We start from the raw sequence: 25,597 nt of genomic DNA on the forward strand, positions 1-25,597 counted from the left end.
GAAAAAAATGACGAAAACCTTTTTAGACGAGACGACAAATGTCTTGTCTATTTTCTTTGTTCATATGTTAGCATTAAGCAAACTTTGCAAGCGGAGGCTGATACGCATGGACAAGAAGAAAAAGACGCAGCAACCAGCTATCAAAATAAAAATCAATGGAGAAGAACGTCCGTTTGAGGAAGAAATCACTGTAAATGATTGGCAAGTGGCAGCAGAAGAGACATCGGCATCAGCTGAAAAAGCGGATGAAGAAGACGTTTTTGATTGGGTACTACCTGAAACGGAATATAAGGAAGTTTCAGAGTTTCAAAAGGTAAATTATTTTCCTAGTAAACATAAAAAACACCCTTCCCAATATTGGAGACGGAAATCAGTTCATGGTGTAGCAACGATGATATTATCGATTTTTCTCGCAGTAGCAGTTGGCCTATTATTAGGAACATTTTTATTGAAAATGGTGATGAATCCAGATGAACAACCTGTATCTGGTGATGATTCAATCGCAGCTCCTCCAGTTGTTTCTAACGATGATGTGAAAAAACAAACGGTGGAGCCATATATTGCAGAGTTACCAGCTTTAACTACTGCCGTTATTCAGGGGGACGTCTACTCGTCAAAAAGTGCGGCAGAAAATAGAATGGCGGAGTATGATGCCCAAGGGTTTGGCACAATGATGATGGAAACGGAAGGAAAATATTATGTGTTTGTAGGTATTGCCGACAATATCACTAAAGCTAAAGCGTGGGAGCAGGATTTAAAAGATAAAGGGATGAATGTTTGGGCGAAGGAACTTTCGATGAAAAAGGTAGAAATGAAATTTACATCGAAACAAGAGGCAGAACTGTTTGCAAGTGAAGGAAAGTTGTTTCAGTTGTTAGCTGGAGAGGCAATGAGTGGAATAATGTCTGGTAAGGTGAATGAAACAAGTGTGGCTGATATAGGGAAACAACTTGATACAGGTGAAGGAACACGGTCAGAAGATGGGGTGGTGCATGAACTTTATAGTGAACTTTATGCAGCCTATGAAGGGCTTAGACAGTATCAATCGAATGCCGATGACAAGAGCGTACTAAAAAAAGTGCAACAACATTTATTGGATTACATAAAGTTGTATGAAGGGGCCCGTCAATAGTTACCATATATGAGGTAATTGACGGCCTCGTTTTTTTATTTTCCAGTTTGCATTGTTTTATTTCTGTTGAGAATTTACAAGTTTCATATCTCAAAGAGCCTTGATGAATATAGTTGTTCCATCCATGGCTATTTGATATGATGTATGTGTATCTCCCGATCATTAGAAAGGCAGGAATAATAATTGTCAAACCTCATACTTGCTTCATCATCTCCTCGCAGAAAAGAACTTCTTCAAAAGCTATCTATTCCATTTACTACGTATTCACCAGATGTGGACGAGAAAGTTTCAAAAGATCTACTACCTAATGAAATTGTAAAGACCCTTGCATTACGAAAAGCTTTGCATGTAGCTCAGAAATTTCCCGAAGCATATACTATTGGTTCTGATACCATTGTGGTCTGTAAGGGCAATGTACTAGGCAAACCTCAAAACAGGGAAGAGGCGAGCCAAATGCTTCATCAATTATCTAATTGTACGCATTCCGTTTATACAGGAGTGGCGATCGTAAGTGCAAACGCAATGAAGATTTTTTATGAAAGAACGGATGTAGAGTTTTGGGAACTGTCCGCAGCTCTAATTAATCAATATTTGGACAGCGGTGAACCCTTTGATAAAGCTGGTGCATACGGAATTCAAGGACGTGGTGCATTACTTGTAAAATCCATTTCCGGTGACTACTATTCAGTTGTTGGGTTACCAATTTCACGCTTATCCCGTGTTTTGTCAGAAATGGGTTTACCCCTCCTTTAATGAGCATCCCTTATAAAAGGAGGGAAATAAATGAAAACAGAATCGCTCATGATTCGTGATTTTCCAGTCGACGAACGTCCGCGTGAACGACTAATCAATAGCGGCGCTGAAGCCTTATCTAATCAAGAGTTGCTAGCTATACTACTTCGAACTGGAACAAAATCGGAGTCGGTTATTCAGTTAGCGAACAGATTACTCACACAGTTTGGCGGTCTCATGTGGCTAAAAGATGCTGTCTTGGAGGAATTGACTGATTTAAAAGGAATTGGTGAAGCAAAAGCAGTCCAAATTGCCGCGGCAGTCGAATTAGGAAGAAGAATTAGTAACCTCTCATACGATGATCGCTATGTAATCCGCAGCCCCGAAGATGGGGCAAATTATGTGATGAATGACATGCGCTTCCTTACACAGGAACATTTCGTGTGCCTCTATTTAAACACCAAGAATCAAGTTATCCACCGCCAGACTGTTTTCATCGGTAGTCTAAATGCCTCGATCGTACATCCGCGCGAAGTGTTCAAAGAGGCATTCCGACGCTCTGCTGCTTCAATTATTTGTTTCCATAACCATCCAAGTGGAGATCCCAGTCCATCTAGAGAAGATATTGAAGTGACTAAACGGCTTGTCGAATGTGGAAAAATGGTTGGTATTGAAATTCTCGATCATTTAATTATTGGAGACAAAAAATATGTCAGTATGAAAGAAAAAGGGCATATGTGATACTATGATTTTGCAAGGTCTTACGTTATAATTGGAAGTATGATTTTTTTTGCGGATTATGCTGTAGATTCACGCGAATACGATACAATAGCGAAGGTAATCATAATAAAGAAAATGAAGGTTAGTTTGCTGAAAATTGACAATTAGCATCAGAAAGGGAGATACATATAATGTTTGGATTCGGGGCGAAAGACCTGGGAATTGACTTGGGGACTGCAAATACATTGGTATTTGCGAAAGGTAAAGGAATTGTCTTACGTGAACCATCAGTAGTTGCATTGCAAACAGATACGAAGAAGATTGTTGCGGTCGGAAATGACGCGAAAAATATGATTGGACGAACACCTGGAAATATCGTCGCATTACGCCCTATGAAAGATGGAGTTATTGCGGATTATGAAACAACTGCTTCGATGATGAAGTACTATATAAAACATGCAGCAAAAGGCAAAGGATCTTTTGGTGGAAAACCCCATGTTATGGTATGTGTCCCATCGGGCATTACTGCTGTTGAACAAAGGGCTGTCCTTGATGCAACAAGAGAAGCAGGCGCGCGTGATGCATATCCAATAGAAGAACCCTTTGCTGCAGCTATTGGTGCGAACTTACCTGTTTGGGAACCAACAGGAAGCATGGTCGTAGATATTGGTGGTGGAACAACAGAAGTCGCAGTTATCTCTTTAGGAGGAATTGTAACGAGTATTTCTATTCGTACGGCAGGAGATAATTTTGATGAATCAATAATTGCCTATATTAGAAAGACATATAACTTACTCATTGGTGATCGAACTGCTGAGGCAATTAAAGTAGAGGTTGGTTCTGCAGGGGATACAGAAGGGATTGCGCCGATGGAAATTCGCGGACGTGATTTACTGACAGGATTACCAAAAACGATTGAAATTACAGCTAAAGAAATTTCTGGTGCATTACATGATACTGTGTTTACAATTATTGATGCAGTGAAAAATACACTTGAAAGAACTCCACCTGAACTTTCTGCGGATATAATGGATAGAGGGATTGTACTTACAGGTGGAGGGGCCTTGTTGCATAATTTAGATAAGGTAATTAGTGAAGAAACACAAATGCCGGTATTAATTGCTGAGGAACCCCTTGATTGTGTGGCAATAGGAACGGGTATGGCATTAGAACATATAGATCTCTTCAAAAATAAAGCAAAAGAATCTCGATAAGGTAATGGTGGCGTCTAAATATTATGCAGACGCCATCCATTCATACAGCTATTACAACAGTTGTCGGTTAATCAGAAATTAGAGGTGGAAATGATGCCGCATTTTTTTCTTAATAAACGTCTGATTATCCTGCTCGTCAGCATTATTATTCTTGTGTCTTTGATCGGATTTTCATTACGAGATCGAGAAAATATTTCTCGACCAGAACAGTTTATTAAAGATGTTGTGGGATTTGGCCATTCGCTTGTAGCGAAGCCTGCTCAGGGGATTGCAAATATGTTCACAAATATGAAGGATCTGCAAAATACATACACAGAAAATAAAAAATTGAAAGCTCGTTTAGAAGGGCTGGCAAAGCTTGAACAGGAAATATCAGATTTAAAAAGAGACAATGATGAATTAAGGGATGTATTGGGGAAAACAGATAATCTTCGTGATTATACTGCTATACAGGCAACTGTAGTTAGTCGTACCCCTGATCGTTGGTATGACAAGATAATTATAAATAAAGGCGAAAAAAGTGGAGTAAAACCTGATATGGCCGTTATTACTGCAAAGGGCTTAGTTGGAAAAGTAATTAATACTTCGAAGATGACTGCAACAATAGAGTTATTAAGTTCAGATAATACTAAAAATCGAGTATCGGCGCAAATACAAGGAAGTGAAGTCTACGGGCTGATCGATGGCTATGACCGTGAAAAAAAACTACTTATGATGAAGGATCTACCAATTGATAAGAAAATAAAAAAAGGACAAAATGTGATTACATCAGGTTTAGGCGGCGTTTTTCCGAAAACATTAGATATTGGAAAAGTAAAAGAACTTCAGGTGGATCAATATGGTTTAACTCAAATCGCATATATAGAACCTTCTGCGGATTTTTATGGCTTTGAACATGTGATGGTCATTGTTCGTCCAGAAGACGGAATAAAGGAGGGGGAATGATGAGAAACATTATTCTTCCTTTACTTTTAACTCTGGCCTTTTATCTGGAAAGCATCTTTGTAGACTTATTACCACCCGAAGCATTTGGAAGTGAAAGAATTGTTGTTCCACATTTTTTACTTACTTTATTAATTATTATGGGAATATATTACTTACGTAATCACGCGCTACTATACGCAGCGCTATTCGGTTTGCTATTTGACGTTTATTATATGGATATAATCGGCATATATCTGTTCTTATTCCCGATTGCCGTCTATCTAGCATCGAAAATGATGAGGATTTTGCATGTTAATATTTTTACTGCAGCGATCGCCTTAATAGTGAATATTGCATTTGTTGAAATCCTTGTCTACATATTTACCGTGCTCGTATTTAGAATTAATATAATACCAAGTGAATTTGGGATGGTTAGATTATTGCCAACGCTCATTTTAAACCTTGCTTCTTTTATCTTGATTTTTTTCCCATTTACGAAATTTCTTCAAAAAACGAAAAAAGACATTGTCGAAGATTAATCGTAATTACAAATTTATATCCACTTTTTTGTGAATAGAGGGAAAATAGTCCCCTTTGTCGAATGCACCAAGAGATGACTTGGGAATGAATATGAGATAATATAAAGAGAACTCGATGCTTGTTGTTGAAAGGAGACATGAGGGCATATGATCGTTTGATTAAATTAAGAAAAAGGCAATTCCGCGTTTCTTAATCTTTTTGCCCGGACTACATGAAAAATAGACAATATGTGATGATAAAAGGCACGAAAAGTGGTCTTTCACTGCAATTAGATGATCGGTGTTCATATGAAGATCTAGTAATAGAGCTAGAAGACAAACTTGCGGACTTGCAAGGTGTGGACTCAGAAGGTCCGCTAATTTCTGTCCGCATTCAATCAGGAAATCGCTATTTAGATACGGAGCAACAAGAAGAATTAAAAGAATTGATACGGCAAAAGCATTATTTGATCGTAGAAGACATTGAGAGTAATGTCATGACGAAAAATGAAGCTTATCAGTTTATTGATGAACAAGACATTACTTCTGTATCAACCATTGTTAGATCGGGTCAAGTATTGGAAGTGGTAGGGGATCTACTTCTAGTAGGCGATGTAAATCCTGGAGGAACGGTGAAAGCTGGAGGCAATATATTTATTATGGGCGCCTTAAAAGGTGTGGCACATGCAGGTTTCACTGGTAAAAAGGAATCTGTAATTGTTGCATCATTTATGACTCCATCTCAATTAAGAATTTTTGATAGTATTAGCCGTGCTCCAGACCATTATGAACATGAAGATCAACATCATATGGAGTGTGCTTATATAGACAAAAATGATCAAATTGTTATAGATCGTTTACAAGTTTTGAAACATATAAGGCCGGATATTACTAGATTCAAAGGGGGACATTACTATGGGTGAGGCGATTGTAATCACTTCCGGTAAGGGAGGAGTTGGGAAAACTACTACCTCCGCAAATCTGGGGACTGCACTTGCCCTACAGGGGAAAAAGGTATGTCTAATTGATACAGATATTGGGCTAAGAAACCTTGATGTTGTGTTAGGGCTTGAAAACCGGATTATTTATGATTTAGTTGATGTGGTTGAAGGACGCTGCAAACCTCATCAAGCGCTTGTGAAGGATAAGCGTTTTGAAGATAAGTTGTTTTTACTTCCGGCAGCTCAGACGAGTGATAAAACAGCAGTTAGTCCTGATCAAATGAGACAGCTTGTCACTGAGATGAAACAAGATTATGATTATATATTAATAGATTGTCCGGCAGGTATTGAGCAAGGGTACAAAAATGCAGTAGCTGGTGCGGATCGCGCAATTGTTGTAACAACGCCAGAAATCTCTGCTGTTCGTGATGCCGACCGGATTATTGGCTTGCTTGAAAAAGAGGAAAATGTAGAATCTCCAAAGCTGATCATTAATAGAATTCGCAGTCAAATGATGAAAAATGGTGATGTACTAGACGTAGATGAAATCGCACAGCATTTATCGATCGATTTGATAGGGATTGTCCAAGATGATGAACAGGTTATTAAGTCATCAAATCAAGGAGAGCCTATTGCGTTAAATCCAAACAGTAAGGCTTCCATAGCTTACCGGAATATTGCAAGAAGAATACTTGGTGAATCTGTACCTCTTCAATCACTGGAAGATGAAGATTCAGGTATGTTTGCTCGCATAAAGAAATTTTTTGGTGTTCGTTCATAAATTGAAATAATGATATAAAAAGGTTCTCCTCTAAGTGCCAGACTTTTCAGTTATATTGAAGGGTTGCCGAGGAGAGCTTTTTTGTATTTGAAAGAGAAAAGCATATTTATTCTGGACGAGTCATATTGTAGTAGAAAATAGTAAGGGGGATGGTGAGGGATGAATCAGAGAGCTGATGAAATTCGCAAACGGCTTGCTAGGCGCCGTAAGCAGTATCCCATGAATAATAATAGTGAATTGCATAAGCATCCAACAATACACGAACGTGATATAGATGAGGAACAATCTATATTTCATTCTGAACCTGATACTACAATTCATCCACTTTGGAACAAAGAATTATTTTTCATGAAAATATTAGGCTCAGCTCTTATCGTATTAATCGTAGCCATTATTTATCAAACACCTTCACCCATGTTTGAACAAGCAAGATCTAGTGTACAGGTAACGATGGAGAAGGAATTTCAGTTTGCTGCTGTTGGAAAGTGGTATGAGGGGAAATTTGGCAAGCCACTTGCGCTATTTCCAACAGCTCCCGAACAATCAGTTGCAACTCCTGATAAGGAGGTATTACAACCCGTCGCTGGTAAAGTGTTAGCGCAATTTGCAGATGATGGACGGGGCATTATTCTTGAAACTAGTTCTGGAGTGGAAGTGGAAGCAATGACAGAAGGGAGAATCATTTTTGCTGGAAAACAAGAGGATATCGGGAATACAGTAATCATTCAACATCCGGATAAATCAGAATCTTGGTACGGGAAATTGGATGAAATTACAGTGAAACCATATGAGAAGGTTTCATCTGGAAAGACAGTCGGCACAGTTTCTACTGGGCAAGACGGTACAGTTGGAGAATTTTACTTCGCGATTAAGCGAGAGGACAAATTTATTGATCCTATTCAGGTGATGAACTTTGATTAAATATTTTCAACTTGTGCAGAAGATTTATATACATCCTCTTTTTTGGGGAGTTACTGGTTTGGCAATTATGACGGGATACTTTTGGGAGTTACTTGCATTATTTGGTATTGTATTCTTACATGAAATGGGACATGCGATAGCTGCTCAATATTTCGCATGGAAAATACAAAGAATAAAAATTCTTCCTTTTGGTGGAATATGCGAAGTGGATGAACATGGAAACAAGCCAATGAAAGAAGAGTTAATCATTATAATGGCTGGACCGATGCAGCATGGTGCAATAGCTATTTTAATAATTGTTTTACAATATTTTTCAATTATCACACCGGAATACACACAACTTCTATTCCAGTTTAATTTGATGATACTATTATTCAATCTTCTCCCAATTTGGCCACTCGACGGAGGAAAGTTAGTTCAATTATTTCTTGCCTCACGAAAACCGTATTTAGATGCCTATAAACAATCTGTCATTAGTTCCTTCATTATCCTACTTGGACTTCATGCGATTGTTTTATTGTTTGCCCCCTTTAATATGCAGTTATGGCTAGTCCTCGTTTATTTGTATATAGGGCTGTGGATGGAGTGGAAACAGCACCACTTTACATTTATGCGATTCTTACTGGAAAGACATTATGGTAAGCAACAAGACCTTAAACTCCTTCAGCCTATAGATGCAAATGGCGAAGATTTTTTATATCATTCGATGGAAAAATTTCGTAGAGACTGTAAGCATATTATCCATGTTGGAGGTGGGAATACACTCCTTGGAAAATTGGATGAAAATGAGCTAATGTATGCTTATTTTACTGAAAAACAGGTAAACGCAAAGTTGAAAGAGATTGTTTATTATGATTGACTATGCCTATTTTCAAAGTTACATTATAAGCAAGCTCATGTAGGGGCCCGCAGAAGAAGGCTGGTCCTTTTTTTGTATTCCCATTTATGATGACTAGGAGATGCAGGCGCCTTGCGCTTTCTTCAGGAAGGTGAGAAATAGATTGAATGAAATTATAATTGATGCAAGTGTAGCTGAAAAACGATTTGCAGTGAAGGAGGACGGTTTGGTGACTACTTTATTTATTGAGCAGCCAACGGACCGTTCAGATGTAGGAAATATATATTTAGGGCGAGTGGAAAGTGTAAGACCTGGTATGAATGCTGCGTTTATAAATATTGGGACTAAAAAGAATGGATTTCTACAAAAGGATCAGATTCCAGCATTTATCCACTCTACAAGTGAAACAAAGAATATAAAACCTATATCTCATTTTCTAAAAGAAGGCGAGAAAATACTTGTACAAATAAAAAAAGATGAAACAGGAACAAAAGGTCCGTTATTAACCGCTATTATTGAATTTACAAGCTCGAACATAGTTTATATGCCTGAAGGAAAATATATTTCCGTTTCTAAAAAATTGGAAGAAGAAGAAAGAAATACATGGCGGAATTTAATCGTAAAGAAGAGATGTGGTCAAGAAGGTTTCGTTATCCGAACAGCAGTGATAAACAGTAGTGAAGAGGAAATTTCACAGGAAATAGCTGCACTACGGAGCGAGTATATGCAGTTGAAAACATTGGCTAACACAAGAAAAGCTCCTGCTATCTTAGTGGAAATGTCTAATTTTACCGAAGAATTAAGACATGAGTTAAGTCGCTTACAATCCGGAACTGTTTTCTCAAACACACGGAATGTAATCGAGCCTCTGCGTTTAACGAACAGCTCTAATTGGTCCTTTCAATTTCATCATCAACGAGAGAATATTTTTTCCAAACATCAACTTGAAACCGAACTTGAGAAAGCTCAAAGGCAAATGATTTATTTGGATGATGGTGCATATATTGTGATTAATGAAACAGAAGCGGCTGTCGTTATCGATGTAAATACGGGGAAATTTACCGGAAAGCAATTGGCGGCAGACACGATTAGGAAAACGAATCTTGCGGCCTCGCACGAAATTGCAAGACAACTGCGGATCAGGGACTATGGTGGCATTATATTAGTTGACTTTATCAATATGAAGTCCATAAGAGATAGAAATAAAGTACAAGAAATCTTTGTAACAGCATTAAAAACGGATCCCAAACATATTCGTGTGGTTGGTTTTACGCCGCTTGGCATTTTTGAGTTAACTAGGAAACGGACAAAACAGTCGCTATCAGATACCACACAGACTGAATGTGCTGTGTGCAGAGGGTCTGGAAAAGTGGATAGCCCTGAAACAATAGCTTTTAGGCTTGAAAGAGAATTACACGGATTACCAAGAGGGGAATTTGAAGCAGTGTTAGTTGAGTGTGATAACATAACAAGATCTACTTTTGCAGGGGAAAATAATCGAGATTTAAAGAGAATAGAGGAAAGCCTACATATGAAAATTTTATTCAAAGTGATTAATAATGGGAAGTATGAGTATTATCTTCGTCAGTTTGACACAGTGGAAAATATTCAGGCAAAACTTACTGGCGAAAACCGTTGACAATAGTCAATAAAATATGATAGTATTTTTATGTTAGATTGTAGCACCCGTGCTACAACCGCCCAAGACTGGTTTATAAGATTTTGTCTATTGACAAAACACCTTATCTTGGCGAGTCTGAGTCTATTAAGGAGGTGCAATGCATGTACGCAATTATTGAAACTGGCGGAAAACAACTTAAAGTTGAAGAAGGTCAAGCTATTTACATTGAAAAATTGGATGCAGTTGAAGGTGATACATTTACTTTTGACAAAGTTCTTTTTGTTGGTGGCGAAGACGTGAAAGTGGGCAGCCCTTTAGTTGAAGGAGCTACTGTCACAGCTAAAGTTGAAAAACAAGGTCGTCAAAAGAAACTTGTTGTATTCAAATATAAAGCGAAGAAAAACTACCACAAAAAACAAGGTCATCGTCAACCATACACGAAAGTTATCGTTGAAAAAATCAACGCATAATATGGTGATTTATGATTAAAGTTCAGGTAATAAGAAAAGATGACGGGGAAATTGTTTCGTTTATGATGAAGGGTCATGCCCAATTTGCCGAGCGTGGACAAGATATTGTTTGCGCTGGAGCATCGGCAGTAGCGTTTGGAAGCATTAATTCAGTATTCGCTCTAACAGGGGTTGAACCTGATATAGAGCAATCTGAAGGTGGTTTTCTTAAGTGTACGATACCCGATCATCTTGATAAAGAGTCTTCTGAAAAGGTTCAACTTTTATTAGAAGGTATGATCATTTCCTTGCAGACAATTGAACGAGATTATCAGAAATATATTCAAGTTACTTTTCAAAAATAGGAGGTGGAACACATGCTAAGATTAGATCTTCAGTTTTTCGCATCGAAAAAGGGAGTAGGATCTACTAGAAACGGACGTGATTCAGAATCTAAACGTTTAGGTGCTAAACGTGCAGACGGTCAGTTTGTTTCTGGTGGTTCAATTCTTTTCCGTCAACGCGGAACTAAAATTTACCCTGGTGAAAACGTAGGACGCGGTGGTGATGATACACTTTTCGCAAAAATTGACGGTGTAGTTCGTTTTGAACGTCTAGGCCGCGACAAGAAAAGAGTAAGTGTTTATCCACAAGCTCAAGAAGCGTAAATACCTAGCTTCGCTGGATCCAAGTATCATTCATGTTTTTGCGGTTGCGTTAACTCGGATGATCTGCATCCAAGCGATGCAAAAGCTCTAACCTTAATTGGTTAGAGCTTTTTTTAATTGTCAGGTACGTCAAAATTACATCTTGTTCAATTTCTGTTATACTATATAGATGATTGAAAATGAACTGTGAGGATGAAATGATGAGTGAAAAGTGGAGCATAATTGAAGTATTGCAACATGCACGCCACGACTGGCTTAATAGGCTTCAGCTAATTAAAGGAAATATTTCATTAGGGAAAATAGAGCAAGCGGAGCGCATCATGGATGAAATTGTCCAAAACATGCAACAAGAAGCAAGACTTACAAATCTGAAATTGCCTAAATTTGCTGCTTTGCTCCTTACGCATAATTGGGAATCACATGCCTATCAGTTGGAGTATGAAATTCTTGATGAGCGTGGGACGTTCGCTCTTGATGACGAAAAATTGACACGGTGGGTAGGCGCATTTTTAAATCAACTAAATCAAACTGTTCACCCAATTCATGATAACAATTTATATTTGACTGTAGAAAAAAAGAATGAAGAATTTTGTTTTCATTTTCATTTAAACGGAATAATAGAGAATGTAGATGATTTGGAAAAGTGGCTTACATATAATAAGAGCTATCCTGATACAGTTTCCTTAAACAAGATAAATGAAACGGAACTAATGATAGTAGCAGTTTTTACATGAAAAGGTTTATGGATCAGAATGGAGTGAGATGTATATGTTTGTCGATCAGGTAAAGGTATTTGTTAAAGGTGGCGACGGCGGTAATGGGATGGTTGCATTTCGCCGAGAAAAGTATGTTTCAATGGGGGGGCCTGCTGGAGGAGACGGTGGAAAAGGTGCCAGTGTTGTCTTTGAAGTAGATGAAGGTTTACGAACATTAATGGATTTCCGCTACCAACGACATTTTAAGGCGCATCGTGGTGAGCATGGAATGTCGAAAAGCCAACACGGAAAAGGAGCGACGGATCTTGTTTTGAAAGTGCCGCCAGGAACGGTAGTAACGGATGAAGATACGAAAGAAGTTATAGCGGATTTAGTAGAACATGGACAGCGGGCTGTAATTGCCAAAGGTGGAAGAGGTGGAAGAGGAAATTTACGATTTGCTACACCAGCTAACCCTGCCCCTGAACTTTCAGAGAATGGGGAGCCAGGACAGGAAAGAAATATTGTTCTTGAACTTAAAGTGCTTGCAGATGTAGGTCTTGTTGGTTTTCCAAGTGTTGGTAAGTCAACTCTGCTTTCTGTCGTATCCTCTGCAAAACCAAAAATTGCGGAATATCACTTTACAACAATTGTGCCAAATCTTGGTGTTGTTGAGACGGATGATCATAGAAGTTTTGTGATGGCGGACTTGCCAGGATTGATTGAGGGAGCGCATGAAGGAATTGGACTAGGACATCAGTTTTTGCGCCATATTGAAAGGACGAGAGTAATTGTTCACGTGATTGACATGTCTGGTATGGAAGGAAGAGATCCACATGAAGATTTTGTGACGATTAATCAAGAATTAGAGGAATATAATTTGCGTTTGTTAGAAAGACCACAAATTATCGTTGCGAACAAAATGGACATGCCAGAAGCAGAAGAAAATTTGCAAGTATTCAAAGAGAAATTAAAAGAAAACTATCCCATTTTCCCTATCTCTGCTATTACAAGACAAGGTCTACGAGAATTGATATTTGAGATTGCGGATCAAGTGGAAAATACCCCTGAGTTCCCTCTAGTAGAAGAACAACTAGAAGATGACAGCGTTAATCGCGTTATTTATCGACATGAACATGAAGGTGAACAGTTTATAATTACTCGAGAGCCTGATGGTAGTTTTGTTGTAAGTGGTGATCAATTAGAACGGCTTTTCAAAATGACTGATTTTTCAAGGGATGAATCAGTACGTCGCTTCTCGCGTCAATTAAGAACGATGGGTGTAGATGAAGCGCTGCGTCAACGTGGGGCAAAAGATGGAGATACAGTAAAGCTCTTTGAGTATGAGTTTGAGTTTCTTGATTAGTTCGTCTTTGTAAAGCTAAGTATAATTAATTAAATCCGCGTTACAGACTCATCATGTTTCCCTTATTCGGTAAGGAACCTTGCGTTACTATGTCCAGTGGAAAAATGAAGGAATACCGCATGATTGCGGGCTCAGGTTCAGTTTGTATATTGTATAACGGGCGCCTGGCGCTTTCTTGGTGGGGGAATACAATGAGAAAAAGAGATAGAAATAGCAAGTTTTTTTTAGTAAGGGAAGATGTTTTACCAGAAGCCATGAAAAAAACACTAGAAGCCAAAGAGTTGATTGACCATGGGAAATCTGAATCTGTTTGGGATGCAGTACAACAAGTAGATTTAAGTCGTAGTGCTTTTTACAAGTATAAAGATACTGTGTTTCCTTTTCATAAGATTGTAAAAGAAAAAATAATCTCTTTATTTTTCTATTTGGAAGATCAACCAGGCGCTCTTTCAAAACTACTCGGAATTGTTGCTTCTAATTCATGTAATTTATTAACTATTCATCAAACGATACCATTACAAGGAAGAGCGAATGTAACGCTCACACTAGATGTAGCAGATATGTCTATAGATCTTGACGAATTGCTTATTAAACTACGTAGGTTAGAGTTTGTAGATAGGGTAGATGTTTTAAGCTCTGGTGGATGAATGAATATGCATTAGAAAACTAAGCTTGAGTGCAATGATGCGCTCAAGCTTAGTTTAATTTTCCTCTATAAGGATCCCAGCGGATTTTAAATGTTGCTCTGCTTTTAGAATTGCCTTTTCATTTGTGGCAGTGAGTGTATGAAGGTGAAAGCCAGAAGTGAGATCAGATAATAAGGCTGCATTCGTATTTGCAATTTGACCAAGAAATGCTTGTACTTCTTGTCGATTTGAAACCATGATCGAAGCGGTTAAATCACCATAAACAGGGTGTTCTACTTTTACATCTTTAACGGTTACTCCTAGATCCACAATAATATTTAATTCCTCTTCTGCTTGGTCACGTTGATGGAAACAAGCAATCGTTTTTTCGAATCGTTTCTTATCTTCGGGGATTGGCATATACATATAGCCTTGGCTTGTTGCAATAATTGGTTCATCCCTAGCTTTTAATAATGTAATATCTCCTACTATTACTTGTCGACTAACATTTGTGTTTTTAGCAAGGATGCCTCCTGTAATCGGATTTCCACTATCTTTTAGAAGCTTTAGTATCCATTCTCTTCTTTCTTCACCGAGCATTTTTTTTCCGGAATCTGTACTCATCATGTATTTCCTCCAATCGCAATCAATCTTTCATATCTTTAAATTTTACCATACATTTAGGAAGTCAACTTCTTTTGTGATCATTACAAATAAGCTTGTTTTTGCATATTTGTGTTGTAACAATCATAAGTTTTTGAGAAGAATGATAGCATTTTGCCTATATGTTCATACACTATATGGACTTATGCCTGAGGAGGGATATAGAGTGAAGATCCATATCGTGCAAAAAGGAGATACGCTTTGGAAAATCGCCCAAAAACATGGTGTTGATTTCGAAGAGTTGAAAAAGATGAATGCACAATTATCAAATCCAGAAATGGTGATGCCTGGAATGAAAATTAAAGTACCAGAAGTGGGTGGGGGGCACAAAAAAGAAATACCACATCATCCACAGCATAACCTACAAGGAGTACACAAAGAGATGCCACATCATCAACAAGGAGTGCACAAAGAAATGCCTAAAGTACAACATCCTTATTTACCGAAAAAAGAGGCGCCGAAACATGTCGCAAAACCGCCAAAAGAAGTAAAAAAAGAACATCCAAAAGAGCAGCCGCATACTATTTATCAACCAATTATGCCGCAGCCACAAACTCCATCAGAAATAGATATTAATAATTATTATATGATGAATATGAGCCAATTACAGTCACAAGTTCAGCAGCCGCTTCCGCCGCAGCCAGTAAAACAGGAAGTTGAGTCGCCACCCAAGCAAGAAATGCCAGAAAAAGTAGCGCCGGCCGAATATGCGCAACCGATGTATCCAAATTACTGTTATCCGGTGCAACCAGTCATGCCAAGTTGTGATCCTTGTTATCCGTATCCACAGCCTTATCCGCACCAAAATATGCACATGCATCCGCACCAATGGATGCCTCAAGTACAAGGAGCAATGATGCAGCCAAATCATATGCAGCCAGCACAACAAATGCCGGCTTTCCTACCTGGAATGCCAAGCACATCATTTCCAGAAACAGCACAGCAATGGGATGATGAGTCTTCCCACTATCCGCAAATGCCAATGAATCAATATCCATCCTATGGTCAGGCACAACCTTCTCCATATGGACAAATGCCAAACTATCAAGCGCCGCCATACCACCAACCGATGATGCAAGGAATGTCACCAGCACATGGAGGTGGGTATGCCCAACCGCAAGCCTATCCATATTTAAATCAGCAGATGGCCATGCCACAGCAAATGAACCCTTACGGGTTTGGAGCAGGGATGCAAGAAGGTGCTGGAACATACGCAATGCCTGCAAGAGATGATGAGGAAGATGATGAATAAGCGTAATAAGATGAAGAGAGACGGATTTTCTAGCCGTCTCCTTCTTTTTATGAAAAAAAATGTTGGGTTTCCCTTTACGCGTATAAAACAACTGAAAAAAGGAGTATGGTTACTTGTAGGTAAAAGTGAAACATGGATTGCTAAAGAATTTGTATCCTTATCAAAACTTAAATTACAAATGGCTTTTACAGCAGCGTTAGCAAAAAACGAATTTAAGCAAAGTTATATTTTTTATCCGCAACCACTAATCGTAGAGGATCGAATATTTGGCCTTATTCAATATATTAAACCGTCTCGAATGAATGAATTCCATTATCATTCCACTACGAATATAAATGATGCTTTTATGCTGATGGAAAATTTTCATTGCTCAACAAGCCAATTTGTATCTTCATTTATAAAGGAAATTCCGTTATTTGATCAAATTATAAAATGGGAAAAAAGACTAAAAGTTTTTAATGAACTTTTAAGTCAGCATCAACAAGCGCGTTATTATTCTACATTAAAAAGTTTTTCGTATATAGGCGAATGGGCACTTGAGCGGATGAAATGCAATTCATTGTATTTTATGAAAGAGCCCCATTGCATCATACACGGTGATGTTGCCTACCATAATTTTATTAGGGACGAAAATAATAAGCTTCATTTGATTGATTTTGATCTAATAGCGATAGCCCCTTCGAAAATAGATATTATCCAATTTTGTAATCGGATATTACCATCCCTACAATGGAATGAAAATGCACTATTTCAATTTCCTCAACTCCGTCCTTATCGTGAATGCGAAGCATTTTTAACTGCGCTTGTTTATCCTACAGACATATTTCGAGAGTGGAACCAATTTTTTAGGCAAAATTCGAGGAAGCGACAAACTCAACTAATTTATTTGGAAAATATGACATTTGAATTACTAAAAGAGAGACTCCATTTTTACAAAGCCATGATGAAAAAAATCGACACCCTTTAGAAAGACTAAAGCTAGTAGAATGCTGCTTAATTTACCATTTAGTAACTATTTGTTATATTAGTGAGATATGAGATCGAAGAGAGGGGTAATTTGTAGTGGCAGGACATTCGAAATGGAAGAATATACAAAATAGAAAAAATGCTCAGGATTCTAAGCGGGGAAAAGTTTTTCAAAAGCTTGCGAAAGAAATATATGTGGCAGCAAAACAAGGTGGACCTGACCCCGAATTAAACCCTTCATTGAGGCTTGTTGTGGATAAATCAAAGGCAGCTAATATGCCTAATGACAATATTCAAAGGGCGATTGATAAAGAAGTTGGAAACCAGGATTCGGAAAACTATGAAGAAATTATTTATGAAGGATATGGCCCAGGTGGAACAGCTGTGATGGTTATGTGCTTAACGGATAATAAAAATAGAACTGCGTCTAATGTGCGACTTGCTTTTAATAAGCATAGTGGAAATCTTGGGGAATCCGGATGTGTATCTTACATGTTTGATCGTAAAGGATATTTAGTAATTGATAGAGAAGACCATGAAATAGATGAGGATGAAATGCTCATGCAAGTGCTAGAGGCGGGTGGAGAGGATCTTGAAACAATGGAAGAGGTATTTGAAATTTACACAGATCCAGAAAGCTTTATGGAAGTGAAAAATTCACTTGAAGAAGCAGGTTTTAGCTTTGTGACAGCTGAGATAACCATGGTTCCGCAAACAATAGCGGAACTAAATGAAGAGCAGGCAGTTAAAATGGAAAAAATGCTTGATATGCTAGAAGATGACGATGATGTGCAAGACGTTCATCATAATTTTGATAATCACTAATAACTTTATTACATTTGGCAAGCCGTTTTCGGCATTTTAACCTATTGACCGGGTGTTGACGCACTCGGTCTTTCTTATAATTTTTTAAAAAGCATAGTTACAGAAGAATCAAAGTGAAGGTTCAAATGATTCCCAAAAAATATTAATAACTAATACAGATATTAACAGCCATGCCTACCTTTATAAAAAGTTATTAAGACTATTATTTGAAAAACCGCTCAACCAATTCTGTTGAATAAAAACCATAATAAGATTTTCTAGTTTATTAACCTGCTAAGGTAAATTAAGTGTAATTCCTGATAACTATTTATTGATGATTTTGCGTAAGTCAATATACGCTCAAAATCTAAGTTTCTTAAGCGGAACCCAAACACCAAGGATAGTCATGTTATTTTTAGGACATACTATAGCTAAAGTAAAGTGAATTTAAGGCTATAGGGGTGAGAATATTGACTGTGGTTACACGAATGGTGTTTGCTAGCTTGCTAATTATAGGTACTGTGGGTTGTATTTATTTACAAGAGAGTGCAACGCTAAAAAATAATGAGGTAATTGCAGCTAGTCCTCAAGAGGATATCTCAGAATCAATACCAGAAAAACCACTTAAACTAAATATAACTTTAAGACGGGTATATTTAGATGGAGAAATAAGTGAAGAAAAGGTATCTGAAACAGTATGGGCGCTTGAAGATTTTTGGGCGAAATATGAAGCGTGGCAACTTGTGGATATGAGTGACGAGATGGTGTTATTTGAATTGAAGGTGGATGATATTTCGCCATTACTTAAAGTGAATGGATTTTTTGGTGTATCAAATGATGGTACATTGTCTATATATAATGGAAATCCTCAACAGGAAGATATTATTCAATCCTTTTTTCAAATTGATATTAAAAAGCTAGAAGGAAATAAACATTTAGAGCTACAGCAGGGGATACCTGTGAAAACAAAAGAGGATTATTCTGATGTATTGGAAACAATGAAACATTATTCAATAGATAAGTAAAGAAGGTATGAAGAAACAGCCCGAGATTGACAAACGGGCTGTTTTTTAATGAAATCAAGATCTAGAATCTGTATTTTCATCCGATTTATTAGAACGCTCAGCACCAACTTGTCCAAGCAGATCTCGCTTGTAAAATAAGTCTTCTTCCTCTTCATATTCTTTTTCACGTTGTGTTTTGTTCTCACTTTTTTGAAGTAATGCTGATTCAAGTGAATCAGGCATTTCTGCGTTACGGATTGTTTCATCATTAGCTGATAAAGTGTTTAAACTGTGATTGTTCAGTTCGTTATCTTCAAGTGGATCATCTGTTGTTACATTTCTGTTCCTACCAATATCAAGGTCACTGTCGACAAGCACGAGGATTTTTCCATTCTCTAAATCAGTTGCATAGGTATCTACATCGCTTGCTGTTAGACCCATGTCATGTAGATAATCTGAGTGTTGTGTATGTTCATGTGTATCAGATGAAAAAAAAGATTTTAATTCTTGCCAGAAGCCTTTTTGCTCTTCCTTTGAATGCTGAAGAGCCTGCTCTACATCGACACCTGTTTTCTCCTCAATCAAATTAGAACCAAAATCATCATTCACAATAACGTGAATATGACTTCTATCAATACCGTCTTGTCTCATGGAATCGATTGCTTTCACAGCTTCAAAACTAGAATTAAATACTCCGACAACATTCTTCATGAACAAAACCTCCTGAATAATAGTTTTAAGTGTATACAGGCATAAGGTAGGGTCAATCATGCCTGTAGCTATGTTGCCTAATAAATACCCCTACCTTTAGTTATGTAAACCATTTTCGATGTAACGAGTATATGACAAATTAGTAACAAAATATATCTATTAAGTGCGTACCCAGAGATTAAGAATGGTGTTAGAGGAGTGCTTCAAATATAGTTGCCATGCATTCATATAAGCAGATTAATAATGAAGCTGTCACGGTTCTTCTTTCGAGATTCAGCGGTTTTTATGGTACAATATTGGATAGCATGGAAGAGGAGCGAAAATATTGTACGAGTATATAAAAGGTACGGTAGAACATATTGGACCAGAATATGTTGTTATTGATAATAGTGGAGTTGGGTTTCAGATTTTGACACCAAATCCGTTTGTGTTTTCAACTAAAAAAGGTAATGAAATCATTATTTATACATATCAACATGTGAGAGAAGATATTCTAGCGTTATATGGGTTTGAATCGATGGAAGAAAAAATGATGTTTAGGAAACTAATTGGTGTTTCAGGGATTGGACCAAAAGGCGCAATGGCAATTCTCGCATTTGGGGAGCCAATACAAGTTATTCAAGCCATTGAAAATGAAGATGAAAAGTTTTTAACGAAATTCCCAGGAGTCGGTAAGAAGACAGCTCGACAAATGATATTAGATCTAAAAGGAAAACTTCATGATGTCGTGCCACAAAGTGTGCCAGACTTATTTACTGAGACTCTACCAGATGAACAACAAATTGATTCTGCTGCTAATCGAGAATTAGAGGATGCCTTGTTAGCATTGGCTGCGCTAGGTTATTCAGAGCGTGAACTAAAAAGACTTGAACCGAAGCTAAAGGGTGAGGAAACGACTACTGATCAATATATAAAAAGAGCACTAAAATTGCTTATCAAGTGAGCTTTTTATTCAGGTATATCAAGTCTTCTTCATGAAAAAGGCTGTCAAGATACTACTTCCCATTGTGGTAATACGGCGTGAAAGGAGATGATTGAAATGGAAGAAAGGGTATTGTCAGGAGAAGCGTTGATGAATGATCAATCTTTCGAACAGAGTCTCCGTCCGCAAACGCTATCCCAATATATTGGACAAGACAAAATAAAGAATAATTTATCTGTCTTTATTGAAGCAGCAAAAATGAGAAAAGAGACATTGGATCATGTACTTTTATATGGACCGCCAGGCCTCGGTAAAACCACGCTAGCTGTAGTAATAGCTAATGAGATGGGAGTAGGCGTGAGAACCACATCTGGGCCAGCGATAGAGCGGCCGGGGGATCTAGCTGCCATTCTAACATCCCTTGAGCCTGGTGAAGTGCTATTTATTGATGAGATTCATCGTTTGCCAAGGGCGATTGAAGAGGTGCTTTACCCAGCAATGGAGGATTATTGTCTCGATATCGTAATTGGTAAGGGACCTGAAGCAAGGTCTGTTAGACTTGATCTGCCACCTTTCACACTTGTTGGGGCGACTACGAGAGCCGGTGCAATCTCCGCACCACTTCGTGATCGATTTGGTGTTTTAAGTAGGCTTGAATATTATGATGAACAGCAGTTGACGGACATAGTCGTGCGAACTGCGGCTATTTTGGAAACAGAAATTGATTGGAATGGAGCCGTAGAGATTGCGAGACGTTCGCGAGGCACACCAAGAATTGCTAACAGGTTACTCAGACGTGTGCGAGATTTTGCTCAAGTTCGCGGGGATGGTATTATTACCTTGTCATTAGCTGATGAAGCTCTTGAGCTTTTACAAGTGGATAAGCTTGGTCTTGATCATATTGATCATAAATTATTAACAGGTATAATTGAGAAGTTCAGGGGTGGGCCTGTGGGTCTTGATACAATCGCCGCAAGCATTGGTGAGGAATCAACAACTATAGAAGATGTATATGAGCCATATTTGCTACAAATAGGCTTTTTACAAAGAACACCGAGGGGAAGAGTTGTTACCAATCAAGTATATGAACATTTTAAACTAACGGTGCCAGATAAATGAATGGAATGGCAAAGCTATTGATGGTTTTAGGTGCAGTTATTTTTAGTGTTGGATTTTTGATTCACTTTTTGAAACTCGGTAAATTACCTGGTGATATTGTTGTGAAAAAAGCAAATACAACATTTTATTTCCCAGTTGTAACGTCTATTATTATTAGTATTATTTTATCTGCTATTTTTTATATTGTCGGGAGGCTTAAATAATTTTGAAAGTTAATATGTTTGATTTTGAATTACCAGAAGAGTTAATTGCGCAAGTCCCTCTCGAAAATAGGACGGAAAGTCGGTTAATGGTTCTAGATAAACAAACCGGCTCTATTCGCCATGAGATTTTTAAAAATATAAAGAACTATTTACAGAAGGGCGACTGCCTCGTTTTAAACGACACAAAGGTACTACCTGCAAGGTTACTAGGAGCAAAGGTGGATACAAACGCTAAAATTGAAGTACTGCTTCTGAAACAGCTCGAAGGGGATAAATGGGAGACACTTGTCAAACCAGCAAAAAGAGTGAAGATAGGGACGGTAATTTCATTTGGGAATGGAAAGCTGACAGCTACATGCGTTGGTGTAGAGAAGCACGGTGGGCGTATTCTGGAATTTCGTTATGGGGGTATTTTTTATGAAGTGTTGGAAGAATTGGGTAAAATGCCCCTTCCGCCATATATAAAAGAACAGCTAGAAGACCAAGCTCGCTATCAAACTGTGTTTGCAAAAGAACGTGGGTCAGCAGCAGCTCCTACTGCAGGTTTGCATTTTACAAAAGAGTTATTGGAGGAGCTAAAGGAAAATGGCGTGATCATCACATTTATTACCCTTCATGTTGGTCTAGGAACTTTTAGACCGGTAAGTGTCGGGGATATCAATGAGCACGAAATGCACTCAGAGTTTTATCGGGTATCGGAGGAAACTGCAGAATTACTAAATGATGTAAGACGTAGTGGAGGAAGAATTATCACAGTAGGGACAACGTCTACACGAACACTTGAAACGATTACTGCAGAAAATAATGGAGAATTCAAAGCTGGTAACGGCTGGACAGATATCTTCATTTATCCGGGATATTCATTTAAAGCAATTGACGGCATGCTTACCAATTTTCATTTGCCAATGTCAACACTAATTATGCTTGTTAGTGCTTTGGCGGGTAGAGAGAACGTATTACAGGCATATAATGAAGCGGTGAAAGAGCGCTATCGTTTCTTTAGTTTCGGAGATGCAATGTTGATTAAGTAATTTAGAAAGGAGTGGATAATGTGTCAGCGATAAAATATGAGTTAATTAAAACATGTAAGCAGACAGGTGCTAGATTAGGAATGATTCACACACCTCATGGTTCATTTGAAACACCGATGTTTATGCCTGTTGGAACATTAGCAACGGTAAAAACGATGTCACCGGAAGATTTAAAAACAATGGGTGCTGGAATTATCTTAAGCAATACGTATCATTTATGGTTGCGACCGGGGCATGACATAGTACAGGAAGCGGGAGGGCTTCATAAATTTATGAATTGGGATCAGGCAATTTTAACTGATTCAGGAGGATTCCAAGTATTCTCATTAAGCGATTTCCGCGAAATTAAAGAAGAGGGAGTCCATTTTCGCAATCATTTAAATGGTGACAAATTATTTTTGTCCCCTGAAAAATCAATGGAGGTACAAAATGCGCTTGGTGCCGATATTATGATGGCATTTGACGAGTGTCCGCCATTCCCAGCAACACATGAATATATGAAAAAATCGGTTGAAAGGACATCTAGATGGGCAGAAAGATGTTTAAAAGCTCATAATCGTCCTGAAGACCAAGGTTTATTTGGGATTGTTCAAGGTGGAGAATATGAAGACTTGCGGAAACTAAGTGCAAGTGATTTAATTTCTCTAGATTTTCCAGGATACGCAATCGGAGGATTATCTGTTGGTGAGCCGAAAGATGTAATGAATAAAGTGCTTGAGTTTACGGCCCCACTATTACCAGCAAATAAACCACGTTATTTAATGGGGGTTGGATCTCCCGATTCATTAATTGATGGGGCTATCCGTGGTATGGACATGTTCGATTGTGTATTACCAACAAGAATTGCTCGAAATGGTACATTAATGACTAGTGAAGGTCGACTTGTTGTTAAAAATGCTAAATATGCCCGCGACTTTAGGCCAATTGATGAAAATTGTGATTGCTATACGTGTAAAAATTATACACGCGCATATATTAGACATTTGTTAAAATGTGACGAAACGTTCGGAATTAGGCTTACGACTTACCATAACCTGCATTTTCTGTTAAAATTGATGGAGCAAGTCAAAAATGCGATAAGAGAAGATCGTTTAGGTGACTTCAAAGAAGAATTTTTTGAGCGATATGGATTTAATCGTCCTGACGCAAAAAATTTCTAATAAAGTAAAAAGTGAAAGGAGGAATTTGATAAATGCAAGGTATCGCTGGTTTATGGCCCTTACTTTTGATGTTTGTTCTGTTTTATTTTCTTTTAATCAGACCAAACCAAAAGCGCCAAAAAAATGTTCAAACGATGCAAAGTAATTTGCAAAAGGGAGATAAGATTGTTACTATAGGTGGCCTTCACGGCACAGTTGACGCATTAGATGAAGGGAAAATTATCATTTTATGTGGAGATGGTAGCAGACTTACATATGATCGCGCAGCAATTCGTGATGTTGTAGAATCAACCTCTTCAGCTAATTAAAAAATATTAAAAAAGAAGCTAGTCAAACATATGACAATGCTTCTTTTTTAATTTTATAGGATTTAAATTAGAATGGTAATGCTGAGGTTATTCTTCTGTAATTAGGCATCATGCTTATTATCAGATAAAATATTTACTCCTAATACGCCGCCCATCATAGCTGTCAATATATAGCAGGTATAATAAATAATTTGTTCAAGTGAGAATAAAAGACCATGTCCCAAATATTGATACATGAAAACAATAAGACTGTAGACTAATCCTGTTGCGCCGCCGATCATCCAGCCCTTTTGCCTTCCTTTCCCCCCGCATATAAAGCCACCTATGAAGACAGCGAAATAAGAAATGATCGTGACAATTAAACTAATCGATTGTTCCTGTGTGTCCGTAAATAATAATATGAGGGAGAATACTAAGCTTGTAATGGTCGCGAGTAGCAAAATTGCAGCAACTCCATAAATGATTGAAATTCCAAATTTTTTAATGGCGATTGCTCATCATTCCTTTCTTATCGGTCGTGCAATATGATTAATACCTGTCCCCCTTATACTTATTCCATTTTTTTTATTTTAGAATCGAAATGGATTGTTTTTCCCATTGTTTTTTTTAGTCTTCTGAACATACTAAGGTATGAATGTATGTTCAGGAGGAGGAGCAATGGAGGTTTATATCATTATTATCCTGCGGACGATTCTTTTATATGGTGTAATTCTTGTTATTTTTAGATTGATGGGTAAGCGTGAGATTGGCGAATTAAGTGTGTTAGACCTAGTTGTTTTTATTATGATCGGTGAAATGGCAGTCGTAGCAATTGAGCAGCATAAAGATCCACTCTTGCACTCCTTAATACCAATGGCTGTCCTACTTATAATACAAGTGAGTATGGCTTATGGTTCATTAAAAAGTCGTAAATTTCGGCAATTAGTTGATGGGAAACCTAGCATAATTATTAAGAACGGGAAAATTGATGAAAAATTGATGAAAAAGCTCCGCTATAATTTCGATGATCTTCTTATGCAGCTTCGTACAAAGGATGTTAATAATATCTCAGATGTAGAATTTGCTATTTTGGAAACATCTGGCGTACTATCGGTTGTTAAAAAAGACAAAAGTAAAAGTGGATCCTATACGCTTCCGTTAATTATTGATGGTGATATTCAACTAGATCATTTAGAGGAAGCAGGAAAGTCTGAGCAATGGTTGCTAAAAGAACTTAAAGCAAGAGGTCATGACAGTATTGAGAATATTAGCTTTTGCAGTCATCAGGACGGACAATTTTATATTGATTATAAGGATGAAATGAAGTGA

Annotated in this window: 31 protein-coding genes and 1 other annotated feature; of the genes, 28 read left to right on the forward strand and 3 right to left on the reverse strand. The window is 37.8% G+C overall.

Going from position 1 to position 25,597, the window contains the following annotated elements:
- The first annotated feature begins 106 nt into the window (after positions 1-106).
- From BLE01S_RS03090 to thrR, 17 genes are all read left to right on the forward strand, one after another.
- The gene (locus BLE01S_RS03090) at positions 107-1,132 is read left to right on the forward strand and encodes a hypothetical protein (protein WP_066137182.1); all 1,026 of its coding nucleotides are present in this window, start codon (positions 107-109) and stop codon (positions 1,130-1,132) included.
- Between the two features lie 183 nt (positions 1,133-1,315).
- Positions 1,316-1,885 carry a Maf family protein gene (locus BLE01S_RS03095; RefSeq protein ID WP_066137184.1) on the forward strand — a complete coding sequence of 190 codons (570 nt, stop codon included), beginning with the start codon at positions 1,316-1,318 and terminating at the stop codon, positions 1,883-1,885.
- Between the two features lie 30 nt (positions 1,886-1,915).
- Positions 1,916-2,605: a RadC family protein gene (gene radC / locus BLE01S_RS03100; RefSeq protein WP_066137185.1), complete on the forward strand. Its 690-nt coding sequence runs from the start codon at positions 1,916-1,918 to the stop codon at positions 2,603-2,605.
- Positions 2,606-2,775: 170 nt separating this feature from the next.
- Complete coding sequence (locus tag BLE01S_RS03105) at positions 2,776-3,798, forward strand: rod shape-determining protein (protein ID WP_066137187.1); 1,023 nt, start codon at positions 2,776-2,778, stop codon at positions 3,796-3,798.
- A 93-nt stretch (positions 3,799-3,891) separates the two neighbouring features.
- On the forward strand, positions 3,892-4,743 hold the full coding sequence (mreC, locus tag BLE01S_RS03110; protein ID WP_066137189.1) for a rod shape-determining protein MreC: 852 nt from the start codon (positions 3,892-3,894) through the stop codon (positions 4,741-4,743).
- Positions 4,740-5,261 (forward strand): rod shape-determining protein MreD, encoded by a 522-nt coding sequence (mreD, locus tag BLE01S_RS03115; RefSeq protein WP_066137191.1) that lies wholly within the window; start codon positions 4,740-4,742, stop codon positions 5,259-5,261. The genes mreC and mreD overlap by 4 nt, the downstream gene beginning before the upstream one ends.
- 212 nt (positions 5,262-5,473) lie before the next feature.
- Positions 5,474-6,163 (forward strand): septum site-determining protein MinC, encoded by a 690-nt coding sequence (gene minC / locus BLE01S_RS03120; protein WP_066137193.1) that lies wholly within the window; start codon positions 5,474-5,476, stop codon positions 6,161-6,163.
- A complete protein-coding gene (minD, locus tag BLE01S_RS03125) occupies positions 6,156-6,962 on the forward strand; it encodes a septum site-determining protein MinD (RefSeq protein ID WP_066137195.1) in 807 nt (268 codons plus the stop codon). Before minC ends, minD begins: the two co-directional genes overlap by 8 nt.
- 159 nt (positions 6,963-7,121) lie before the next feature.
- Positions 7,122-7,883 carry a M23 family metallopeptidase gene (locus BLE01S_RS03130; protein WP_066137197.1) on the forward strand — a complete coding sequence of 254 codons (762 nt, stop codon included), beginning with the start codon at positions 7,122-7,124 and terminating at the stop codon, positions 7,881-7,883.
- A gap of 67 nt (positions 7,884-7,950) precedes the next feature.
- The gene (locus BLE01S_RS03135) at positions 7,951-8,742 is read left to right on the forward strand and encodes a M50 family metallopeptidase (protein ID WP_231955940.1); all 792 of its coding nucleotides are present in this window, start codon (positions 7,951-7,953) and stop codon (positions 8,740-8,742) included.
- Between the two features lie 142 nt (positions 8,743-8,884).
- Positions 8,885-10,360 (forward strand): Rne/Rng family ribonuclease, encoded by a 1,476-nt coding sequence (locus tag BLE01S_RS03140; RefSeq protein ID WP_066137201.1) that lies wholly within the window; start codon positions 8,885-8,887, stop codon positions 10,358-10,360.
- Positions 10,361-10,406: 46 nt separating this feature from the next.
- Positions 10,407-10,489 (forward strand) — a sequence feature (ribosomal protein L21 leader region).
- Positions 10,490-10,503: 14 nt separating this feature from the next.
- The gene (gene rplU, locus BLE01S_RS03145) at positions 10,504-10,812 is read left to right on the forward strand and encodes a 50S ribosomal protein L21 (RefSeq protein WP_066137203.1); all 309 of its coding nucleotides are present in this window, start codon (positions 10,504-10,506) and stop codon (positions 10,810-10,812) included.
- Between the two features lie 11 nt (positions 10,813-10,823).
- The gene (locus BLE01S_RS03150; protein WP_066137205.1) at positions 10,824-11,156 is read left to right on the forward strand and encodes a ribosomal-processing cysteine protease Prp; all 333 of its coding nucleotides are present in this window, start codon (positions 10,824-10,826) and stop codon (positions 11,154-11,156) included.
- 12 nt (positions 11,157-11,168) lie between these two features.
- Positions 11,169-11,459, forward strand: a complete 291-nt coding sequence (rpmA, locus tag BLE01S_RS03155; RefSeq protein ID WP_066137207.1) for a 50S ribosomal protein L27 — start codon at positions 11,169-11,171, stop codon at positions 11,457-11,459.
- 179 nt (positions 11,460-11,638) lie between these two features.
- Entirely contained in the window at positions 11,639-12,193 is a 555-nt protein-coding gene (locus tag BLE01S_RS03160) for a Spo0B C-terminal domain-containing protein (protein ID WP_082788564.1), read from the forward strand.
- A 34-nt stretch (positions 12,194-12,227) separates the two neighbouring features.
- Positions 12,228-13,520, forward strand: coding sequence for a GTPase ObgE (gene obgE, locus BLE01S_RS03165; RefSeq protein ID WP_066137209.1), 1,293 nt, complete (start codon positions 12,228-12,230; stop codon positions 13,518-13,520).
- Positions 13,521-13,711: 191 nt separating this feature from the next.
- The gene (thrR, locus tag BLE01S_RS03170; protein ID WP_066137211.1) at positions 13,712-14,167 is read left to right on the forward strand and encodes a transcriptional regulator ThrR; all 456 of its coding nucleotides are present in this window, start codon (positions 13,712-13,714) and stop codon (positions 14,165-14,167) included.
- A 54-nt stretch (positions 14,168-14,221) separates the two neighbouring features.
- Here the strand turns inward: thrR and BLE01S_RS03175 are convergent, their stop codons facing one another.
- Positions 14,222-14,770: a transcription repressor NadR gene (locus BLE01S_RS03175; protein ID WP_066140823.1), complete on the reverse strand. Its 549-nt coding sequence runs from the start codon at positions 14,768-14,770 to the stop codon at positions 14,222-14,224.
- Between the two features lie 205 nt (positions 14,771-14,975).
- On the opposite strand from BLE01S_RS03175, the gene safA reads away from it, so the two are divergent.
- The 4 genes from safA to BLE01S_RS03195 all read left to right on the forward strand — a co-directional run bounded on the left by safA (position 14,976) and on the right by BLE01S_RS03195 (position 18,856).
- Complete coding sequence (gene safA, locus BLE01S_RS21250) at positions 14,976-16,061, forward strand: SafA/ExsA family spore coat assembly protein (protein WP_066137212.1); 1,086 nt, start codon at positions 14,976-14,978, stop codon at positions 16,059-16,061.
- Complete coding sequence (locus BLE01S_RS03185) at positions 16,009-17,028, forward strand: hypothetical protein (RefSeq protein ID WP_145981923.1); 1,020 nt, start codon at positions 16,009-16,011, stop codon at positions 17,026-17,028. The genes safA and BLE01S_RS03185 overlap by 53 nt, the downstream gene beginning before the upstream one ends.
- A 95-nt stretch (positions 17,029-17,123) precedes the next feature.
- On the forward strand, positions 17,124-17,852 hold the full coding sequence (locus BLE01S_RS03190) for a YebC/PmpR family DNA-binding transcriptional regulator (protein ID WP_066137216.1): 729 nt from the start codon (positions 17,124-17,126) through the stop codon (positions 17,850-17,852).
- Between the two features lie 455 nt (positions 17,853-18,307).
- A complete protein-coding gene (locus BLE01S_RS03195; protein ID WP_231955941.1) occupies positions 18,308-18,856 on the forward strand; it encodes an intercompartmental signaling factor BofC in 549 nt (182 codons plus the stop codon).
- A gap of 54 nt (positions 18,857-18,910) precedes the next feature.
- On the opposite strand, the gene BLE01S_RS03200 is transcribed toward BLE01S_RS03195, so the two are convergent.
- A complete protein-coding gene (locus tag BLE01S_RS03200) occupies positions 18,911-19,546 on the reverse strand; it encodes a YflT domain-containing protein (protein WP_066137222.1) in 636 nt (211 codons plus the stop codon).
- A gap of 325 nt (positions 19,547-19,871) precedes the next feature.
- On the opposite strand from BLE01S_RS03200, the gene ruvA reads away from it, so the two are divergent.
- The 6 genes from ruvA to yajC all read left to right on the forward strand — a co-directional run bounded on the left by ruvA (position 19,872) and on the right by yajC (position 24,289).
- A complete protein-coding gene (ruvA, locus tag BLE01S_RS03205) occupies positions 19,872-20,489 on the forward strand; it encodes a Holliday junction branch migration protein RuvA (protein WP_066137226.1) in 618 nt (205 codons plus the stop codon).
- 96 nt (positions 20,490-20,585) lie between these two features.
- Positions 20,586-21,587 carry a Holliday junction branch migration DNA helicase RuvB gene (gene ruvB, locus BLE01S_RS03210; RefSeq protein WP_066137228.1) on the forward strand — a complete coding sequence of 334 codons (1,002 nt, stop codon included), beginning with the start codon at positions 20,586-20,588 and terminating at the stop codon, positions 21,585-21,587.
- Positions 21,584-21,790 (forward strand): DUF2905 domain-containing protein, encoded by a 207-nt coding sequence (locus BLE01S_RS03215; protein WP_082788567.1) that lies wholly within the window; start codon positions 21,584-21,586, stop codon positions 21,788-21,790. The genes ruvB and BLE01S_RS03215 overlap by 4 nt, the downstream gene beginning before the upstream one ends.
- 2 nt (positions 21,791-21,792) lie before the next feature.
- Positions 21,793-22,821, forward strand: a complete 1,029-nt coding sequence (gene queA / locus BLE01S_RS03220) for a tRNA preQ1(34) S-adenosylmethionine ribosyltransferase-isomerase QueA (protein ID WP_066137230.1) — start codon at positions 21,793-21,795, stop codon at positions 22,819-22,821.
- Between the two features lie 20 nt (positions 22,822-22,841).
- Positions 22,842-23,981 (forward strand): tRNA guanosine(34) transglycosylase Tgt, encoded by a 1,140-nt coding sequence (gene tgt, locus BLE01S_RS03225; RefSeq protein ID WP_066137233.1) that lies wholly within the window; start codon positions 22,842-22,844, stop codon positions 23,979-23,981.
- Positions 23,982-24,013: 32 nt separating this feature from the next.
- On the forward strand, positions 24,014-24,289 hold the full coding sequence (gene yajC, locus BLE01S_RS03230; RefSeq protein WP_066137236.1) for a preprotein translocase subunit YajC: 276 nt from the start codon (positions 24,014-24,016) through the stop codon (positions 24,287-24,289).
- Between the two features lie 101 nt (positions 24,290-24,390).
- On the opposite strand, the gene BLE01S_RS03235 is transcribed toward yajC, so the two are convergent.
- The gene (locus BLE01S_RS03235; RefSeq protein WP_111703436.1) at positions 24,391-24,780 is read right to left on the reverse strand and encodes a TIGR04086 family membrane protein; all 390 of its coding nucleotides are present in this window, start codon (positions 24,778-24,780) and stop codon (positions 24,391-24,393) included.
- 166 nt (positions 24,781-24,946) lie between these two features.
- On the opposite strand from BLE01S_RS03235, the gene BLE01S_RS03240 reads away from it, so the two are divergent.
- On the forward strand, positions 24,947-25,597 hold the full coding sequence (locus BLE01S_RS03240; RefSeq protein ID WP_066137240.1) for a DUF421 domain-containing protein: 651 nt from the start codon (positions 24,947-24,949) through the stop codon (positions 25,595-25,597).

It is taken from the genome of Lederbergia lenta NBRC 16444 (assembly GCF_001591545.1).
GTDB lineage: Bacteria > Bacillota > Bacilli > Bacillales > Bacillaceae_C > Lederbergia > Lederbergia lenta.

Bases quoted from the DNA above. Each gene is read 5' to 3' on its own strand.
- BLE01S_RS03090 (WP_066137182.1), top strand. From the start codon at position 107: ATGGACAAGAAGAAAAAGACGCAGCAACCAGCTATCAAAATAAAAATC.
- radC (WP_066137185.1), top strand. From the start codon at position 1,916: ATGAAAACAGAATCGCTCATGATTCGTGATTTTCCAGTCGACGAACGT.
- BLE01S_RS03105 (WP_066137187.1), top strand. From the start codon at position 2,776: ATGTTTGGATTCGGGGCGAAAGACCTGGGAATTGACTTGGGGACTGCA.
- mreC (WP_066137189.1), top strand. From the start codon at position 3,892: ATGCCGCATTTTTTTCTTAATAAACGTCTGATTATCCTGCTCGTCAGC.
- mreD (WP_066137191.1), top strand. From the start codon at position 4,740: ATGATGAGAAACATTATTCTTCCTTTACTTTTAACTCTGGCCTTTTAT.
- minC (WP_066137193.1), top strand. From the start codon at position 5,474: ATGAAAAATAGACAATATGTGATGATAAAAGGCACGAAAAGTGGTCTT.
- minD (WP_066137195.1), top strand. From the start codon at position 6,156: ATGGGTGAGGCGATTGTAATCACTTCCGGTAAGGGAGGAGTTGGGAAA.
- BLE01S_RS03130 (WP_066137197.1), top strand. From the start codon at position 7,122: ATGAATCAGAGAGCTGATGAAATTCGCAAACGGCTTGCTAGGCGCCGT.
- BLE01S_RS03135 (WP_231955940.1), top strand. From the start codon at position 7,951: ATGACGGGATACTTTTGGGAGTTACTTGCATTATTTGGTATTGTATTC.
- rplU (WP_066137203.1), top strand. From the start codon at position 10,504: ATGTACGCAATTATTGAAACTGGCGGAAAACAACTTAAAGTTGAAGAA.
- BLE01S_RS03150 (WP_066137205.1), top strand. From the start codon at position 10,824: ATGATTAAAGTTCAGGTAATAAGAAAAGATGACGGGGAAATTGTTTCG.
- rpmA (WP_066137207.1), top strand. From the start codon at position 11,169: ATGCTAAGATTAGATCTTCAGTTTTTCGCATCGAAAAAGGGAGTAGGA.
- BLE01S_RS03160 (WP_082788564.1), top strand. From the start codon at position 11,639: ATGAACTGTGAGGATGAAATGATGAGTGAAAAGTGGAGCATAATTGAA.
- obgE (WP_066137209.1), top strand. From the start codon at position 12,228: ATGTTTGTCGATCAGGTAAAGGTATTTGTTAAAGGTGGCGACGGCGGT.
- thrR (WP_066137211.1), top strand. From the start codon at position 13,712: ATGAGAAAAAGAGATAGAAATAGCAAGTTTTTTTTAGTAAGGGAAGAT.
- BLE01S_RS03175 (WP_066140823.1), bottom strand. From the start codon at position 14,770: ATGAGTACAGATTCCGGAAAAAAAATGCTCGGTGAAGAAAGAAGAGAA.
- BLE01S_RS03200 (WP_066137222.1), bottom strand. From the start codon at position 19,546: ATGAAGAATGTTGTCGGAGTATTTAATTCTAGTTTTGAAGCTGTGAAA.
- ruvB (WP_066137228.1), top strand. From the start codon at position 20,586: ATGGAAGAAAGGGTATTGTCAGGAGAAGCGTTGATGAATGATCAATCT.
- BLE01S_RS03215 (WP_082788567.1), top strand. From the start codon at position 21,584: ATGAATGGAATGGCAAAGCTATTGATGGTTTTAGGTGCAGTTATTTTT.
- yajC (WP_066137236.1), top strand. From the start codon at position 24,014: ATGCAAGGTATCGCTGGTTTATGGCCCTTACTTTTGATGTTTGTTCTG.
- BLE01S_RS03240 (WP_066137240.1), top strand. From the start codon at position 24,947: ATGGAGGTTTATATCATTATTATCCTGCGGACGATTCTTTTATATGGT.